The 17,043-nt window shown below is 65.5% G+C and carries 18 protein-coding genes; 6 read left to right on the top strand and 12 right to left on the bottom strand.

Annotated elements, in window-relative coordinates:
- The first annotated feature begins 40 nt into the window (after positions 1–40).
- Positions 41–1,915, top strand: a complete 1,875-nt coding sequence (gene mutL / locus LB568_RS22245) for a DNA mismatch repair endonuclease MutL (protein ID WP_224731219.1) — start codon at positions 41–43, stop codon at positions 1,913–1,915.
- Positions 1,916–2,115: 200 nt separating this feature from the next.
- Here mutL and LB568_RS22240 read toward each other — a convergent pair whose 3' ends face one another.
- Positions 2,116–3,009 (bottom strand): DMT family transporter, encoded by an 894-nt coding sequence (locus LB568_RS22240; RefSeq protein ID WP_224731218.1) that lies wholly within the window; start codon positions 3,007–3,009, stop codon positions 2,116–2,118.
- A gap of 92 nt (positions 3,010–3,101) precedes the next feature.
- On the opposite strand from LB568_RS22240, the gene LB568_RS22235 reads away from it, so the two are divergent.
- Complete coding sequence (locus tag LB568_RS22235; RefSeq protein ID WP_224731217.1) at positions 3,102–4,028, top strand: LysR substrate-binding domain-containing protein; 927 nt, start codon at positions 3,102–3,104, stop codon at positions 4,026–4,028.
- Between the two features lie 30 nt (positions 4,029–4,058).
- Here LB568_RS22235 and LB568_RS22230 read toward each other — a convergent pair whose 3' ends face one another.
- Positions 4,059–4,646, bottom strand: coding sequence for a hypothetical protein (locus tag LB568_RS22230; RefSeq protein WP_224731216.1), 588 nt, complete (start codon positions 4,644–4,646; stop codon positions 4,059–4,061).
- Positions 4,647–4,772: 126 nt separating this feature from the next.
- On the opposite strand from LB568_RS22230, the gene LB568_RS22225 reads away from it, so the two are divergent.
- Positions 4,773–5,006, top strand: coding sequence for a DUF2093 domain-containing protein (locus LB568_RS22225; RefSeq protein WP_224731215.1), 234 nt, complete (start codon positions 4,773–4,775; stop codon positions 5,004–5,006).
- 96 nt (positions 5,007–5,102) lie between these two features.
- Here LB568_RS22225 and lpxK read toward each other — a convergent pair whose 3' ends face one another.
- The 6 genes from lpxK to LB568_RS22195 form a co-directional block, all read right to left on the bottom strand.
- A complete protein-coding gene (gene lpxK, locus LB568_RS22220) occupies positions 5,103–6,128 on the bottom strand; it encodes a tetraacyldisaccharide 4'-kinase (RefSeq protein ID WP_224731214.1) in 1,026 nt (341 codons plus the stop codon).
- Between the two features lies 1 nt (position 6,129).
- Positions 6,130–7,446, bottom strand: a complete 1,317-nt coding sequence (gene waaA, locus LB568_RS22215; RefSeq protein ID WP_140571573.1) for a lipid IV(A) 3-deoxy-D-manno-octulosonic acid transferase — start codon at positions 7,444–7,446, stop codon at positions 6,130–6,132.
- Entirely contained in the window at positions 7,443–8,234 is a 792-nt protein-coding gene (locus tag LB568_RS22210) for a lysophospholipid acyltransferase family protein (RefSeq protein WP_140571575.1), read from the bottom strand. Before LB568_RS22210 ends, waaA begins: the two co-directional genes overlap by 4 nt.
- 5 nt (positions 8,235–8,239) lie before the next feature.
- Positions 8,240–8,485 carry a DUF4170 domain-containing protein gene (locus tag LB568_RS22205; RefSeq protein WP_013896111.1) on the bottom strand — a complete coding sequence of 82 codons (246 nt, stop codon included), beginning with the start codon at positions 8,483–8,485 and terminating at the stop codon, positions 8,240–8,242.
- Between the two features lie 76 nt (positions 8,486–8,561).
- The gene (locus LB568_RS22200; RefSeq protein ID WP_224731213.1) at positions 8,562–9,365 is read right to left on the bottom strand and encodes a 3'(2'),5'-bisphosphate nucleotidase CysQ; all 804 of its coding nucleotides are present in this window, start codon (positions 9,363–9,365) and stop codon (positions 8,562–8,564) included.
- Entirely contained in the window at positions 9,352–10,695 is a 1,344-nt protein-coding gene (locus LB568_RS22195) for a TldD/PmbA family protein (protein ID WP_224731212.1), read from the bottom strand. The genes LB568_RS22200 and LB568_RS22195 overlap by 14 nt, the downstream gene beginning before the upstream one ends.
- 169 nt (positions 10,696–10,864) lie before the next feature.
- Here LB568_RS22195 and LB568_RS22190 point away from each other — a divergent pair, with 169 nt between their 5' ends.
- Complete coding sequence (locus tag LB568_RS22190) at positions 10,865–11,281, top strand: VOC family protein (RefSeq protein ID WP_140571581.1); 417 nt, start codon at positions 10,865–10,867, stop codon at positions 11,279–11,281.
- Positions 11,282–11,299: 18 nt separating this feature from the next.
- Here the strand turns inward: LB568_RS22190 and epmA are convergent, their stop codons facing one another.
- Positions 11,300–12,346 (bottom strand): EF-P lysine aminoacylase EpmA, encoded by a 1,047-nt coding sequence (gene epmA, locus LB568_RS22185; RefSeq protein WP_224731211.1) that lies wholly within the window; start codon positions 12,344–12,346, stop codon positions 11,300–11,302.
- Between the two features lie 126 nt (positions 12,347–12,472).
- Here epmA and efp point away from each other — a divergent pair, with 126 nt between their 5' ends.
- On the top strand, positions 12,473–13,039 hold the full coding sequence (gene efp, locus LB568_RS22180) for an elongation factor P (protein WP_023766508.1): 567 nt from the start codon (positions 12,473–12,475) through the stop codon (positions 13,037–13,039).
- Between the two features lie 49 nt (positions 13,040–13,088).
- Here the strand turns inward: efp and LB568_RS22175 are convergent, their stop codons facing one another.
- Positions 13,089–13,988, bottom strand: coding sequence for an HNH endonuclease (locus LB568_RS22175; protein ID WP_224731210.1), 900 nt, complete (start codon positions 13,986–13,988; stop codon positions 13,089–13,091).
- Between the two features lie 174 nt (positions 13,989–14,162).
- Between LB568_RS22175 and LB568_RS22170 the strand changes: the two genes are divergently transcribed.
- Entirely contained in the window at positions 14,163–14,726 is a 564-nt protein-coding gene (locus LB568_RS22170) for a dihydrofolate reductase family protein (RefSeq protein WP_224731209.1), read from the top strand.
- 46 nt (positions 14,727–14,772) lie between these two features.
- On the opposite strand, the gene LB568_RS22165 is transcribed toward LB568_RS22170, so the two are convergent.
- Complete coding sequence (locus tag LB568_RS22165) at positions 14,773–15,642, bottom strand: patatin-like phospholipase family protein (protein ID WP_224731208.1); 870 nt, start codon at positions 15,640–15,642, stop codon at positions 14,773–14,775.
- Positions 15,639–16,961 (bottom strand): M16 family metallopeptidase, encoded by a 1,323-nt coding sequence (locus tag LB568_RS22160; RefSeq protein ID WP_224731207.1) that lies wholly within the window; start codon positions 16,959–16,961, stop codon positions 15,639–15,641. Before LB568_RS22160 ends, LB568_RS22165 begins: the two co-directional genes overlap by 4 nt.
- Positions 16,962–17,043 lie beyond the last annotated feature (82 nt).

The raw sequence follows: 17,043 nt of genomic DNA, 5'->3' as shown, positions 1-17,043 counted from the left end.
GCCCTCGCCCGCGCGATACGAATCCGCCTATACTGTCGTCATGCCCATTCGCCAGCTTTCCGAAACGATGATCAACCAGATCGCCGCCGGCGAAGTCATCGAGCGTCCGGCAAGCGTGGTCAAGGAACTGGTCGAGAACGCGCTCGATGCCGGTGCGAGCAAGGTCGAGGTTGTCACCGCTGGCGGCGGGCTAAACCTGATCCGGGTCACCGATGACGGCTCCGGCATCCCCGAACATGAGCTTTCGCTGGCCATCGCGCGCCACTGCACCTCCAAGCTCGCCGAGGATATCCACGACATTCGCTCACTCGGTTTTCGCGGCGAGGCGCTGCCGTCGATCGGCTCGGTGTCGCGGCTGTCGATCCGCTCGCGCACAGCCTTGGGCGATAGCGCCGCCGAGATCGGCATCGAGGGCGGCCGCATCCTGCCCGTCAGGCCGGCGGCGGCCAATCGCGGCACCACGGTCGAGGTGCGCGACCTGTTCTTCGCGACACCGGCACGGCTGAAATTCATGAAGGGCGAGCGCGCCGAAGGCTCGGCCATCGGCGACGTGGTCAAGCGCATCGCCATCGCCTTTCCCGCCGTGCGGTTTACACTGGCCGGCTCCGACCGCTCGACGCTGGAATTGCCGGCAACCGACGAAAGTGCCGAAGGCAGCCTGCGCCGCGTCGCCCAGGTGATGGGCGCCGAGTTTCCCGACAATTCCATCGCCATCGACGCGATGCGCGAAGGCGTGCATCTGACGGGGCACGTTTCGATCCCCTCCTTCACCCGCGCCAACGCGCTGCAGCAATATGCCTATGTCAACGGCCGACCGGTGCGCGACAAGCTGATCGCCGGCGCCATTCGCGGCGCCTTCGCCGACGTGCTGCCGCGCGACCGCCACGCGGTGACGGTGCTGTTCCTGACACTCGATCCGGGAACCGTCGACGTCAACGTCCATCCGGCCAAAGCCGATGTCCGCTTTCGCGATCCGGGCCTGGTGCGCGGGCTGATCGTCGGCGCCATTCGCCAGGCACTGGCCGATGCCGGCATCCGTTCAGCCACCACGGGAGCGGCCGGCATGATGGCGGCGTTCCGGCCGGGTGCCGCACCCTACGGTCATGGCGGCCCGGCCAACGGCCATCGAAGCTACGAAGCATCGTACCACGCCTCCGGCTCGGCCGGTTTCGATCCGGCGCGATCGTCGCAGCGGCCGCTCGATATGCAGTTCGACGGCGTGGGTTTCGAGCACCGCGGCTTGCGTGAGCCCGACCAGGCGGCGTTCGATGCCGGCCCGCTTGCCAGCGCCGATGCCCGCGCTGGACAGAGCGAGGCGGCCGAGACGCTGCTCGGCGCGGTGCTCGGCGCGGCACGCGCGCAGGTGCACGAGAACTACATCGTGGCGCAAACCCGCGATTCGCTGGTCATCGTCGACCAGCATGCCGCGCATGAGCGGCTGGTCTATGAAGCGTTGAAGAACGCGCTGCATTCGCGGCCGGTCCCCTCCCAGATGCTGCTTCTGCCGGAAATCATCGACCTGCCGGAAGAGGATGCCGAGCGGCTCGCCATGCATTCGGAAACGCTCGCCCGCTTCGGGCTCGGCATCGAGCGTTTCGGCCCGGGCGCCGTTGCTGTGCGCGAGACGCCGTCGATGCTTGGCGAGACCAATGTCGGGCAATTGGTGCGTGACCTCGCCGACGAGATCGCCGACAACGACACGGTCGAGACGCTGAAGGAGCGGCTGGACAAGATCGCCGCCACCATGGCCTGCCACGGATCGGTACGCTCCGGCCGGCGGCTCAAGCCCGAGGAGATGAACGCGCTGCTGCGGCAGATGGAGGCGACGCCGGGCTCCGGAACCTGCAACCATGGGCGGCCGACCTATATCGAGCTCAAACTGGCTGATATCGAGCGGCTGTTCGGGCGGCGGTGAAGACTGCGGCCTGCGAGATTCGCCGGCGCGGCCCCCACCCCGCTGCTTCGCAGCGACCCTCCCCACGAGGAGGAGGGTAAAGGGCTGGGCTCCCCACCTACCTCTTGTGGGGAGGTCGGACCGAAGGTCCGGGTGGGGGTCCGAAAAGAGCCGCTTTAAGCGGCTCTTTTCGAATCAAGGAACAATCCCAACCCTCCGATTCACCGCTTCAAATTGACCACGATCACACCCCCGAGCGCCAGCGCACCGCCAAGGATGCCGAGCAGGGTCGGTACTTCGCCGAGCCAGAAGAAGCCGATCAGGGCGGACACCGGCGAGACCAGATAGAGGAAGTTCGAGGCCCGCGCGGCAGGCAGGCGCGACAGGGCGGTCGCCCAGGCGGCATAGGCGATCAGGCTCGGCACGATGCCGAGATAGATGACGGCGCCGAGACCGGCGGTGTCGGCGACAGCCGCCTGCTGGAAAGCGGCAGGCAGGAAGGGCGCGAGGCAGAGCGCGCCGAGCACCATGTTGGAGGCTGAAATGGTCAGCGGATGGTGGCGGGCGAACAGCGGCTTCTGGACGATGGTGTTGACGGCCGAGCACAGCGCTGAGCCCAGCACCAGCAGAGCGCCGGCATTGAAGTGCAGGCCATTGCCGTCGGCCATGGCAATGATGCCGATGCCGGCGAAGGAAATAACGGTGCCGAGCCACGCCATGCCGGAGAAGCGCTCGCCCAGAAGCGCCATCGCCATGATGGCGGTGAAGATCGGGCTGACATTGATGATGAAGCCGGCGGCACCGGCCGAGACGGTCAGTTCGCCGAAATTGAGCATGGCGGTGTAGAGCGCGACGAAGATGGCGCCGCCAAAGGCGAAGCGCCACAATTCGCCGATCCTGGGCAGCGCCGGGCGCTTGACGGCAAGGAAGATCGCCGCCGGTACCGCGGCGATGGCGAAGCGCATGGCGCCGAGTTCCAGCGGCTGAAAGGCAGCGAGGCCGGCGCGGATCGCCGGGAAGGCGGACGCCCAGCCGACCACCGTCAGGGCCACGGCGACGATAGCCGCGGTATCCATGCGCTGTGTCTGATTCAACGTGCCCGTCATCGCGCCCATCTCACTCTCCTTGTGTTCTTCTCGTCCTGAAAGGCAGAAAACGTCTTTTTCGGTCCGTTGACAAACGACCAAATCGAGGATCACCTGTGACTATGGATCACAGCTCAGATACGATGGTGCCTCTCGAAACCCTGCGGGCCTTCGACGCGGCGGCGCGAACCGGCAGCTTTTCGGCGGCGGCCGAGAAACTCAACATCACCCATGGCGCGGTCAGCCGGCAGATCGCCAAGCTCGAGGATTGGCTGGGGCTGAAAGTGTTCGACCGGGGCGCCCGGGGCGTCTCGCTGACGATCGAAGGCAACCGGCTGCATCTGCGCACGTCGGAAGCTTTCGCGCTGATATCGAGCCATTCCGACCGCTGGGTAGAGCCGCGCGGCACGGCGGTCGTGCGGCTGACCTCGATCCCATCGGTGAGCGGGCTTTGGCTGATGCCGCGCATGGCGGCCCTGGAGAACAATCCCTCCAAGCTGCGCATCGTGCTCGATGTCGACGTCCGCCAGGCCGACCTTGCCGACGAGGGCATCGACCTGTCGATCCGCTGTGGCCGCGGCGGCATTCCGGGCCGTGTTTCGGTGCAGCTTTTCGAAGAGCATGTCTTCCCAGTCGCCTCACCGGAGTTGGCGCGCGAGATCGGCCGCGGTGACCCGGCCCGGCTGCTCAGATTTCCGCTGATCAACGATTCCGACGCCTCCGGCTGGCGTGCCTGGTTCGCGGCGCAAGGCATGGACTACCGGCCGCGCCCGCAGGACCGCCGCTTCGAGGATTACAATCTGGTGCTCGACGCGGCCGCCTATGGGCTCGGCATCGCACTGGCGCGGCCGCCGCTGAGCGGGCATCAGCTGACGTCGGGCCGCATCACCGCCGTCGATGAGCGCACAGCGCTCAATCCGGTGTCCTACTGGCTCGATCGGCCGATGGGACGGCCACGCACGGCCGCGGCCGATCTCGCCCGCCGCATCGCGCAGCAGGCCGGCTTGGCGGCGGAGAAGATCGAGGCGTTCATAGAGGCCGAGCGATAGGCTCCAACATATTCCTGGCTGATCCGGATTTCAGCGAATCAACAGCAGGACGAACCCGAAGATCATGGTTGCCAACAGGCCGGTCATGATCGAAACAAAGCCGATCTTCATCAGCAGGCGTTCGGGGTTCGGCGCCGCACCGTGGGATTGATTGGCCGGTCTGTGCCGTCCTGCCGGTGTATCCGGAGCGGCACTGCCGCGTGGAACCGGAGCCGGCGGCGGGATGAACGACAGCAGGGACAAGCCAGCAGCCCTGGCGGGAGCGTTGTCGTTGGCTGTTGCCGAAGGCGGCACGAAGCCGCGCTGCGTTTCGGCTTCGGGCGTTGCCTTTCTCGCCGCGACCGTTGCCAGCACCGCCTCGTCCCTCGTCTCGAGCTGCGCCTGATAGGCCTCGACAATACCGGTCGAAGCAATCTGCTGCGATCTGACGGCCATCGGCGCGGCAGGCATCGCCAGCAGCGCCGGCGCCGTCCGTTGAGCGAACAGGGAGGGTGTGGCGGGCTGGACCAATTCCCTGACCAAAGCCGCCCTGACCGGATCGGCTTTCGCCAACGGCACGGGTTGCGGCGTCATCGCTTCCTTGAGCAAGGAAGCCAGGCGGGCGGAAGAAATATCCATCGTGCCCCCAACAAAAGCGCTTTTCACACCTGTCGTAGCGCCTCAGCATTGTCTGAGGCTTGTCGCATGCTTGACCCGGCCGCAGATTTGTGGCGATGAAATCTCCATGACATTCGGCACCAGCGCATGATGAACCGTTTTGAAGGCCCGGGCGGCAAGGAAGCCCGCATCCGCTACCTCGATGGCGATTTCCAGGTCACCAGCCCCGGCTCGTTCGTGCGCTGTGCCGTGACCGGGGAAAGCATCCCGTTGGATGAGCTGAAATACTGGAGCGTCGCCAGGCAGGAGCCTTACGCAAGCGCCACCGCTTCGCTGCGCCGCGAAATCGAAGTGCATCCGGAGCTGCGCAAGCGCAGCTAGAGCGTTTCACCGTTTCATGGAAACGGCGAATCGCTCTAACTCTTTGTTTTGACGCAATTCCGGACGGAAAACCGTTCACACTTTTCCTGGAATTGCTTAGCCCTTCAGCTTGCGCTGCCGCCAGGCATCGAGCGTTTCCTCGATGATGCGCTCAGGCACATGGTCGAGTTCGAACACCGTGTCGATTTCCAGCACGTCGAGACGGTCGAGGAAGTCCTGCGGGGCGCCGTGGCGCAGTCGGGCGGCATCCTTGGCCGTGGTGATGAGGGCGAGGCCTTCGGTGCGCGCCGTCATCGCCAGCTCGGCCAGCTCGTCCTCGGCGTAGAAATGATGGTCCGGGAAGGGCCGCGAAAGAGCCACCTCGCCGCCGGCCTCCCGAATGGTGTCGAAGAATTTCTCGGGATGGCCGATGCCGGCGAAGGCCAGGAACCGCTTGCCGGCGAGCCCTGCCTTGCTGCTTGGCTCGGTGTGGGCCTCGAAGATCGGCCGGCCGGCACGCGCGGCCTGACGCACCACGGGGTCGGCGGCGTTGCCCTCGCCCATCTTCAAGAGCCCGCTGGTGAAGACCAGCTGGTCGACGATTTTGGCCCGGAGCGGGCCGCCCGGGATGACGCGGCCATTGCCGATGCCGTAGCGGGCATCGACCACGACCAGCGCGTAGTCGATATGGATGCGCGCGCTCTGAAATCCGTCATCCATGATCAGGAAGTCGCAGCCGTGCCTTTCCAGCAACAGCCGGGCGCCGGCGGCGCGGTTCGGCGTCACCGCAACTGGCGCATGTTCGGCGAGCAGCAGCGGCTCGTCGCCGACATGCCTGGCGCTGTCGTGATGGCTATCGACGACATGCGGCTCGGCGAAAGAGCCGCCATGGCCGCGCGACAGGAAGCCGGGCTTGAGCTGCATGCGCTTGGCCTGTTGGGCGAGCGCGATGGCCACCGGCGTCTTGCCGGTGCCGCCGACGGTGAAATTGCCGATGCACAGGACCGGCGCCTCGATCTTCTCGCGCCGCGCGCGCCGCATGCCGCGGCCGGCGACGAGCGCATAGACGGCCGACAGCGGCGACAGTGCCAGAACTTTCCAGTCCGGCTCTTCCCACCAGAATGGTGGTGCTTCGGACGCCACGTTAACGCCCGTTGGCGCCCTTCAGGCGCGACTTGACGACCAAGGGCTGGATATAGGGTTCAAGCGATTTCAGCGTGCGCGCCAGAGCGCCGCGCATCTCGTCGACGGTCGCTATGCCCGCCGCCATCATTTCGTGGCGCGCCACTTCGTTGGTCAAAAGGAAGTTGACGGCACCGGCCAGCATGTCGCGGTCGCGCACCAGCTTGGCGCCGCCGCTGTCGATCAGGCGCTGATAGGCCTCGCGAAAATTCTGCACATTGCGGCCGGCCAGAACCGCCGTATCGAGCATGGCCGGTTCAAGCGGGTTCTGCCCGCCCTCGGAGGTCAGCGAGCGGCCGACGAAAGCAATCTCGGTCAGCCTGAGATAGAGCCCCATCTCGCCGATCGTGTCGCCGAGCAGGATATCGGTGTCGGGCCCGATGCGATCGCCCTTGCTGCGCCGCGCGACCTTCAGACCCATGCCGGAAATCTGCGCGGCAAGGGCTTCGGCACGATCGGGATGGCGCGGAACGACGATCGTCAGCAAGCCGTGGTGACGCTTGTGCAGTGTCGCGTGGACTTCCGCGGCGACCACCTCCTCGCCATCATGGGTCGAGATCGCCGCCCAGGTCGGGCGGCTGCCGATCTGCCGCTGCAAGGTGCCCAGCGCCCGATCGTCGACCGGCGGCGGGTTGGTGTCGACCTTGAGGTTGCCCGACACCGTGACCGGCCGGGCGCCAAGCGCGCGAAAACGCTCGCCGTCGACATCGGATTGGGCGACGACATGGGCGAGGTTCTCGAACAGCGCCTCGGCGATGTTGGCCCGCTTCTTCCACGAGGTGAACGAGCGGTCGGACAGCCGGCCGTTGACCAGCACCTGCGGCACGTGGCGGGCGCCGAGCTCGAGGATGGTCATCGGCCAGATCTCGGATTCGGCGATGATCGCCAGGTCCGGCCGCCAGTGATCGAGGAATCGGCTGACCGCCGGCTTCAGGTCGAGCGGCACATATTGGTGGATGATGCGGTCGCCGAGCCGCTCGTCGGCGACCTGGGCCGATGTCACAGTGCCGGTGGTCAGCACGATGTTGACGCCATAATCGAGAATGCTCTCGACCAGCGGCACGACGGCGATGGTCTCGCCGACGCTCGCGGCATGGATCCAGATCACCGGCCCTTCGGGGCGCGGGCGGCCGGCGACGCCGTAGCGCTCGCGGCGGCGGTTGCGGTCCTCCTTGCCGCGCGAGGTGCGCCAGGCGACATAGGGTCCGACCAGCGGATAGGCGGCGGCACCGGCGAACCGGTATGCCGTCAGCATGGCGCGCGCCCAGCGACCGCTCATCGCGGGCCATCCACGAGACGGTAGGCCTCGGTGGTGGCGGCGTTGAGCGCGACCGTCACTTCCTGGCGCTTGCGCTCCATTTCGGCTTCGTCGGCGTCGGCCGGCACGAAGATCGGCGTGCCGATGGTCACCGCGGAACGGCCGAACGGCAGGTTGATGGTGGTCTTGTCCCAGCTCTTCTCCAGCACCTTGCGGCGGCTGGTGGCGATGGCGACTGGCAGCAGCGGCCGGCCCGAGAGGCGCGCCAGGAGGACGATACCGAGCCCCGCGTCGCGCGGCGTGCCGTGGGGAATGTCTGCGATCATGGCGACGTTCTTGCCGGCCGTGAGCGACTTTTTCAGGGCGATGAGCGCCTTGGCCCCGCCCTTGTCGAGATGCCTGGCATTCTCGCGGCCGCCCGAGCCGCGCACAGCCTCGATGCCGAATTTCTCCAGCATCAGCGCGTTGAGCTCGGCATCGGCACTGCGCGACACCATGGCGACCAGCGGCTTGCGCTTGGGATAATAGGCCGGCGTCAGGAGATGCTGGCCGTGCCACAGGGCGATGATGCCGGGCTCGAACTCGGCGTAGGCGCCTCCCGAAAAGCGCGCCGATCCGGCGACCAGCGGGCTGGTCAGGCGCACCAGGCGCACGAATTGCGCCAGCAGGCTGGCAATGGCGTTCTTGACGAATCGCGACTGCGCGAGGGGTTCGCGGATCTTGCGCCAGAAGGTCTTGGTCGTGCGGCTGCCTCCCCTGCCCGTGGGCGCGGCATCGCCGGCTGGCCCTTTCGCCAGGTCATGCTCCATCGAGGTCAACCGGCAGCCTTGCTGTCGGGGTCCAGGAGACGGTGCAGATGAACGACGAAATAACGCATATGGGCATTGTCCACGCTGGCTTGCGCCTTGGCTTTCCACGCCGTGTGCGCGGATTGATAGTCGGGATAGATGCCGACGATGTCGAGCCCGTCGAGGTCGCGGAACTCGGTGCCGCCAAGCTTCTTCAGTTCGCCGCCGAACACCAGATGCAAAAGCTGTTTCTTTCCGTCTTCCGCGGCCATGTCGGTCCTTCACATATTGTGAGTTTGTGACAGGTCTAGACCAAAGCCGTCGACTTTGGAACCTTCGAAAACGCTTTCACGCGTCCAGCCCGGCGATGACGTCGACCAGCACCGCCAGCAGGTCGCCGCTGCCGGCGGCGAGCGCGCCGTGGCGGGTCACCTCGCCGGCATAGAGCGGCGCACGGCCATGCGGGTCGAGCAACTGGCCACCGGCCTCGCGCAGGATGAGGTCGGCGGCGGCAATGTCCCAGTCATGCGCGTTCGGCTTGACGAAGGTGCCGTCGAGCGTGCCGTTGGCGATCATCGCCACGCGGTAGGCGAGCGAAGGGCTGTAGGGCGCCCGCGTCAGCCGCTTCTGCCAGCCGGCCGGCATCAGGTCGATGAGCTGCTTCAACCCTGAAATCTCGGCCTTCTCGCCGGGCTGGCGCACCGCGATGCGCTTGCCGTTGCGGAAGGCGCCCTGGCCGGGCAGCGCCCAATAGGTCTCGTTCAACGCCGGGCATTCGAGCACGCCGGCGAGCGTGCGGCCATTTTCGACGACGGCGACGCTGACGCACCAGGTGCGCTGGCCCTCCAGGAAGCCGCGCGTGCCATCGATCGGGTCGACGACGAAGGTGCGGCGCGCCAAAAGCCGGGCCGGATCATCGACGGTCTCTTCCGACAGCCAACCGTAATCCGGCCGCGCCGCCAGCAGCGTCTGGCGCAGATAGGCATCGGCGGCGTGATCGGCTTCGCTCACCGGCGAAGTGCCGCCCTTCATCCAGACCTGCGGGCTTTGGCCGAAGTAGCGCATAGCGATGACCCCAGCCTCGCGGGCGGCGTCGCGCAGCAGCGGCAGGTCTTCCGTAGCGTCGGTCGAGATCAGCTCATGCTCCGGCAAGGGTCATGCCTTCGATCAGAAGCGTGGGGGCCGCCGTGCCGAAATTGCGGTCGAGGTCATCAGCCGGCACCATGTTCAGGAACATGGTCTTCAGATTGGAGGCGATGGTGACTTCGGCGACCGGATAGGCCAGCGCGCCATTCTCGATCCAGAAGCCGGAGGCGCCGCGGCTGTATTCGCCGGTGATCATGTCGACGCCCTGGCCGAACACTTCGGTGACGTAGAAGCCGCTCTTGAGCGACTTGATCATGTCCTGCGGCGAACGTTCGCCCGGCTCGATGGCTAGATTGGTGGAGGATGGGGAGACGGAGGAGCCGCTGCGCGATCCACGCCCGTTGGTGACGAGACCAAGCTCACGCGCGGCGGACGTCGACAGGAACCAGTGGTTGAGGACGCCCTTTTCGACCATCAAGAGCTTTTCGCCCTCGATGCCTTCGCCGTCGAATGGACGCGACGCCTGGCCACGCCGCCGCAGCGGCTCGTCGGTGACGGTGATGGCGGCAGCGGCGACCTGCTTGCCCATCATGTCGCGCAGGAACGAGGTTTTGCGCGCGACGGAGGCGCCGTTGATGGCGCCGGCAAGATGGCCGGCGATGCCGCGGGCGACGCGCGGGTCGAACACCACGTCGACCGGCCCGGTCGCCGCCTTGCGCGCGCCGATGCGGCGCACGGCGCGTTCGCCGGCCTTGCGGCCGATATCTTCGGACGCATCGAGATCGCTAAAATGCAGGCGCGAGGAGAATTCATAGTCACGCTCCATGCCGGTGCCCTCGCCGGCAATGACGCTGGCCGAGCGCGAAAAGCGCGAGACGACATAATGGCCGAGAAAGCCGTGCGAGGTGGCCAGCACAAGGCCGCCCATGCCGGCACCGGCGCTGCTGCCGGACGAATTGGTGACGCCTTTGACGGCAAGGGCCGCCGCTTCCGCCGCCAATGCCGCCTCCTTCAACTGGTCGGCCGACACTTCGGTGGCGTCGAACAGGTCGAGATCGGGCGTCCGCTTGGCAAGCAGCGCCGGATCGGCAAGGCCCTGATAGGGATCCTCCGGCGACACTTTCGCCATCGCCACGGCGCGCTCGGCGAGCGCTTTCGGGTCGGACGCGGCGGTCGCCGAAACGCTGGCGACCTTCTGGCCGACGAAGACGCGCAGCGCGACATCCTCGCTCTCGGAAGCCTCGGTGGCCTCGACCTTGCCGAGCCGAACCGACACGCCGGTGGAGCGGCCGCGCACGGCCACCGCGTCGGCGGCATCGGCACCGGCCTTTTTGGCAGCCTCGACCAGCGCCGCAACGCGATCGGTCAGTCTTGCAGCGTCTGTTATGTCGGCCATGCCTGTGATTCCTGCTGTTGCGGCCAGCGTCTGGCCGCTGCCCACCCATCTATTGTTCCGGTCCGGCTTGTGCAATGGCACAGGCCTCTATCAAAATGCAGCTTCACGGCTTCCTTCCGGAACCGAGTGAAGCAAAAACGCAGCCCGCAGCCTGCACGGAGCATGTTCGATGACGCCTTTCCATCTCGCCTTTCCGGTCCGTGATCTCGATGAAACCCGCATTTTCTATGGCGAGGTGCTGGGCTGCGCGATCGGCCGCTCGTCGACGACCTGGGTCGATTTCGATCTCTTCGGCCACCAGATGTCGGCGCATTTGCGGCCACAAGCCACACCATCCGCCAGCGACGGCAAGGTTGATGGCATTTTGGTGCCGATCCCGCATTTCGGCGCCGTGCTGCTGATGGACGACTGGCAACGCCTGGCGGCACGGCTGGAAGCGCGCGACGACATCGACTGGCTGGAACGGCCGATGGTGCGCTTCAAGGGCGAGCCCGGCGAACAGGCGACGCTGTTCATTCGCGATCCCTCAGGCAATGCCTTGGAATTCAAGGGTTTCCGCTCGCTGGAGCAGGTTTTCGCGCATTGAGGTGGAGCGAGCCTGGACTCACGAGCCGACGACCGGCGTCCAGATCACATCCTCGATCTTCCGCGCGCCGGTCGCCAGCATCGCCAGCCGGTCGAAGCCGAGCGCGATGCCGCTGGCCTGCGGCATGATGGCAAGGGCGGCGAGAAAATCCTCGTCCAGCGGGTATCGCTCGCCATAGATGCGCTCCTTCTCGTCCATTTCGAGGATGAAGCGCCGGCGCTGCTCGGCCGGGTCGGTCAGTTCGCCAAAGCCGTTGGCAAGCTCGACCCCGCAGCAATAGAGCTCGAAGCGCTCGGCGACGCGGGCATCCCCGGGGCTCGGCCGGGCAAGTGCAGCCTCGGCGACCGGGTATTCGCACAGGATGGTCGCGCGGCCGATGCCCAGATTGGGCTCGATCTTTTCCACCATGACGCGGCTGAACAGGTCGGCCCAGCTGTCGTCGGGCGCCGTGCGCAGGCCGGCCTTGATCAAGGCGGCGTAAAGCCCCTCGCGGTCCGTGCTCCCGTCGGCGGCGACCGTGGCCAGGAGATCGATGCCGGAATAGTGGGTGAAGGCATCCGCCACCGTCAGCCGCTTAGGCTCGGCGAACGGATCGCAATCGCGGTCCCTGAAGGAAAAGCGCGTGGCCCCTGCCCTGGTCGCGGCCAGCGCCAGCAGATCGGCGCAGTCGCGCATCAGGCTCTCATAGGTCTCGCCCACCCGGTACCATTCGAGCATGGTGAATTCGGGATGGTGCAAGGGACCGCGCTCGCGGTTGCGGTAAACCGAACCCAGGCTGAAAATGCGCTGTTCGCCGGCGGCAAGCAGCTTCTTGCAGGCGAATTCGGGCGAGGTGTGCAAATAAAGCGGCGACCGGGCGCCATCGGGCCCGACCACCTCCGTGGCGAAAGCCGCCAGATGGGCCTCGTTGCCGGGCGAGACCTGCAGCGCCGCCGTTTCCACCTCGATGAAATCCTGGGCCGCGAACCAGTCACGCAAGGCGGTGGTCAGGCCGTTGCGCAGCATCAGGCGCGGGCGACGGTCGGCGTGAACGTCAGGCGTCCACCAGGGCGAAGCGGCGGTCATCGCCGGGCTGCGGGCGTGTCAGTTTGCACTGGGGGCTGGCGGTTCGCGCCGAGATGCGCTAGGCCCCCATCCAGCGCCGCAGAAGCCGGCAAACGCCCATCAACTCTCGCAGGATAAAAAACCGTGGTGAAAGTCATCGCCAGTTCGCTCCGCAAAGGCAATGTCGTCGAAAAGGACGGCAAGCTTTATGTGATCCTCTTTGCCGAAAACATCCACCCAGGCAAGGGCACGCCGGTGACGCAGCTCGACATGCGCCGCATCGGCGACGGGGTGAAGGTCTCGGAGCGCTACCGCACCACCGAGCAGGTGGAGCGCGCCTATGTCGAGGAGCGTGAGCACACCTTCCTCTACGCCGACGGCGAAGGCTATCACTTCATGAACCCGGAAACCTACGACCAGGTGGCGGTGTCGGAAGCCGTGGTCGGCGACGCCGCGCCCTATCTGCAGGAAGGCATGCCGGTGCAGGTTTCGCAGTTCAACGGCATCGCGATTTCCCTTGTGCTGCCGCAGCGCGCCACCTTCGAAGTGGTCGAGACCGAACCGACCACCAAGGGCCAGACGGCATCGTCCTCCTACAAGCCCGCCGTGCTCTCCAACGGCGTCCGCACCACCGTGCCGCCGCACATCGCGCCCGGCACCCGCGTGGTGGTGATGACGGCGGATGGCGCGTATGTGGAGCGCGCGAAGGACTGAGGGGGCGCCCTTAGGTCCGCCAATCCCAAGCTGGAAGCCAAGCGTCACCTCACTGCTTGAAACAGTGCTCGCGGTGCCATTGCAGGAAATGCGGATGCGGGCGTTCGAGCTGTCGGCGGGGCGAAATCGCGCGGCGAGTCCTGTTTATGAACGTCTGCACGCTTGCCAGGTCGTTAACCTGCCTCGATATCAGGATTTCCAGATCATCCGATAGGCTGATTAGTCCTCGATCGAACATCCAATGCGCGGTACCGGATAGCGCGATCCCATTGCTGACGATATCTGGTCCATTCTTTTCGACAGGTCGAATATGGGCGGCAGAAACCTCTGCTCGACCGCCTCCATTTATCAGCTTCAGTCCCGTGATCGCACAGCGCTCGTCATAGGCGCGCAAGACGATGCGGCGGAAAATACGGTCCCGCACGATTCGCGATCCGATGTAGCTCACACGATCACGACTCTGGTCGAACTGGAATGCGGCCCCCTCGTCCTCAAACCCGGAGGAAATGCCGGTCTCATCCACGCGTGGCAGCAGCAACTCACGGGCATCAAGGCCAAGATCGACAATACGGTTGAAATCGCTTGGACTGATTGGCCGGACGGCAGATTGAGCGCGGCCGGAAATCCGTCCTTGGTCGTTAAGCAGACCCCGCTCAGCGAGACCGTCTGTCCCATTAAATGGAACAGGATTGGCAAAATCGAGGTATGATCCTGGCTCAATCAAAGCGAGATACATACCAGGCGCAGCGGGATCGGGAATAACCTGCTGGACTTTGGCCATGGCGAAATAGCCGCGGGTATCATCCACTTTGCTTGGTTCGTAGTAGATGATCCAGTCACCAACGCATGCTTCCACACGACGCAGATACTGGCTGGGGAACTGATATCGCTCAGCGGGGCTGTCGTCGTAGATCGAATCCGACCGGTGGATGAAGACCCCGAATCCCATGATCTTCCTGTAATTTTGGGGATATCCGCCGAGATGTAGCACCAAAATTCGATCTTGGAAGCTTAGTCTAGGCCAGAGAAATTACCCTCTCCGACAAACCGCTCCAGATTTTTTCACGGGGGCAGTCGCAAAGGGCCCGCCCGGTTCGTCCTTTGAGCAAAGAAGGAGGACGCCATGAGAAAACTTATCGTCACCGAATTCATCAGCGTCGATGGCATCGCCGAGGTCGAGAAGCTGCCAAGCATCACTTGGAACGATGAGATGAACAGGTTCAAGGAGGACGAACTGGCCGACAGCGGCGCCATGCTTCTGGGGCGCACGACCTATGAGATCTTTGCCGGCTCGTGGCCTGATGAAACCGGGGACTTCGCCGACCGGTTCAACGCGCTGCCGAAGTATGTCGCTTCCAGCACCTTGAAGGCGCTCGACTGGAAACCGGCCGAACTGCTCAAGGGGCCACTGCCGGTGGCGGTGCGAGCCCTGAAGGAAGGCAGCGGCGGCAACATCTATGTGCATGGCAGCCTGAGCATCGCACAGGAACTGCTGCGTCACGGTCTGGTCGACCGCGTCAGGCTGCTCAGCTATCCCGGCGCCGTCGGCCAGGGCAAGAAGCTGTTCCCGCCTGGTGAACAAGTGCCGCTTGAGTTGATCTCCGCAACGCCATTCAGCAACGGGGTTGTAGCGCTTGAGTATGTGCCGGTGGCGGCGAAGTCGTTATGGGCTTCCATGCCTGGATGACAACAGCAGTCGACCTTGGCGACCAATTGCCGGCGTCGCACCGTCCTTACCCGGCTTTCTTCCCCCGCCTCCCCTTGGCGGCGACGCCATTCCGCGCCTCCACCACCCTCTCCACCTCCCGCTTCAGCTGATCCTTGATCGCCACCGTCTCGTTCATCAGGGCGTCGATCTTCAGGAAATCGAGCACGCGGTATTTCGACACTGTCGGGCGGACCAGGATATCGGGCTGGGTTTGTCTCAGCTTGTTGGCGGTGATCGATTGCATCATCAACTGCGTGGCACCGAACATCAGATCGACGGAGGTGGGGTGCTTGCGGTCGGCTTCTTCCGGCGCGCCGACCACGTCGACGCCGATGATGATGTCGGCATCGTTCTCGATCAGGTCGAACGGCACGGGATTGTAGATGCCGCCGTCGATCAGCAGGCGGCCGTCGCGCATCACCGGGCGGAACACGGCGGGGATGGCGGCCGAGGCGGCAAGTGCCGAATGCAGCTCGCCGTCGTTGAAGACGGCGAGCTTGTGGCCGAAATAGTCGGTCGCCGTCACCTTCAGCGGGATCTTCAGCTCGGCGAATGTTTCGGGAATGGCCTCGGGCAGGAAGGCCTTGAGGATGCGCTCGACATTGAACTGGCTGACGCGGATGCCGTTCTGCATGGCTTCGGCGATCGTGCCCGGCCGGGCTCGCCACATGCGGCTTGCCACCTCGGCGCGCCGGCCGAGGACCGAGCGGGCGTAGTCGTGGATGTCCTTGCCGGTCATGCCGGCGGCCATGCCGGCGCCCATGATGGCACCGATCGACGAGCCGGCGATCGCCACCGGCCGGATGCCGAGCTCGTCCAGCGCCTCGATGACATGGATATGCGCCAGGCCTCGTGCGCCGCCACCGCCGAACGCTATTCCAAAAGTCGGGCTCATCCCTTGCCGGCCCCGGCCAGCGGGGGCCCGACGACCATGATGGTCGGCTCGGCCGACAGCAGCTTCTTCGCCGCCGCCTTGACCTGGTCGAGCGTCACCGCGTTGATGTAGCCGGCGCGCCGCTGCATGTAGTCGATGCCGAGATCGTCGAGTTGCAGCTCGACCAGCGTCGCGGCGATGGAACTCGAGGAGTTCAGATTGCTGATGGCGTAGGCGCCGATCAAATATTTCTTGGTTGCCGCCAGTTCAGCCTCGGTCGGGCCGTCTTCCGCCAACCGCTTGGCGACGGCGCGCACGATGCCGAGCGTCTCGGCCGCGCGGTCCGATCGCGTGCCGGTGGTGACGATCAGCGCGTTGGCGTGGTCCTGGTTGACCAGCGAGGAATCGACGCTGTAGGCCAGCCCGCGCTTTTCACGCACCTCCTGGAACAGGCGCGAGGTGAAGGTGCCGCCGCCGAGGATCTCATTCATCAGCACGGCCGGGAAGAAATCCGCCGCCTTGCGCTTCACGCCGGGCCAGGCGAGCTGCAGCGAGGTCTGCGGCAGGTCGTAATTGACCTCCAGATGCTGCGCCAGCTTCGGCTCGATATCGGCGACGGGGGCGAGCGCCTGTTTCTCAGGCAGGTTGCCGAACACCATGTCCAGCTTCTTCTTCAACGTCCCGGCATCGATGGCGCCGACCACGGCGACATGCAGGCCGCCGCGTGCGAACACCGCCTTGTGCAGCGCGTTGAGATCTTCCTGCGTGATGGCGGCGATGCTCTGCCTGGTGCCCTGGTCGGAGCGCGAATAGGGGTGGTCGCCATAGATGGCGCGGGCCCATCGGTTCTGCGCGACCGTGTCGGGGTCATTCTCGTTGGCGATGATGCCGGACAGGATTTGGGCACGGATGCGGTCGATCGGCGCCTGGTCGAAGCGCGGCTCGTTGACCGCCAGCCGCAGCAGGTCGAAGGCCTCGTCGCGCTGTTCGGCCAGCATGCGCATCGAGCCGTAGATGCCGTCGCGGTTCTCCTCAAAGCCCATCTCGGCGCCGGCATCGTCGAGCCTGATCTGGAAGGCTTCCGAATCGAGCGGGCCGGCGCCCTCGTCGAACAGGCCGGTCATCAGGTTGGCCAGCCCTTCCTTGCCTGGCGGGTCCTGCGTCGAGCCACCGCCGAAGACGAAACGAACGCTGACCACCGGCACGGAATAGTCCTCCACCAGCCAGGCGGTGACGCCCTTCGAGGAGGTGACGGACTGGATCTCCATGGCGCGGGCGGCAAGTGCCGGCAGGACCAGGAAGAGGAGGGAGAGGACGAAAGTTGCGAGCGTGGTGGCCACGCGCGGTCTTCCCTTCTCCCCTTGCGGGAGAAGGTGGCCGAGCGAAGCTCGGTCGGATGAGGGGTGCTCCAGCTTGGCAAGG

This window comes from Mesorhizobium sp. B263B2A, from assembly GCF_020165775.1.
Lineage (GTDB): Bacteria > Pseudomonadota > Alphaproteobacteria > Rhizobiales > Rhizobiaceae > Mesorhizobium > Mesorhizobium opportunistum.
The sequence above is the reverse complement of the archived record's forward strand: the minus strand, read 5'-3'. Positions and strand labels throughout refer to the sequence as shown.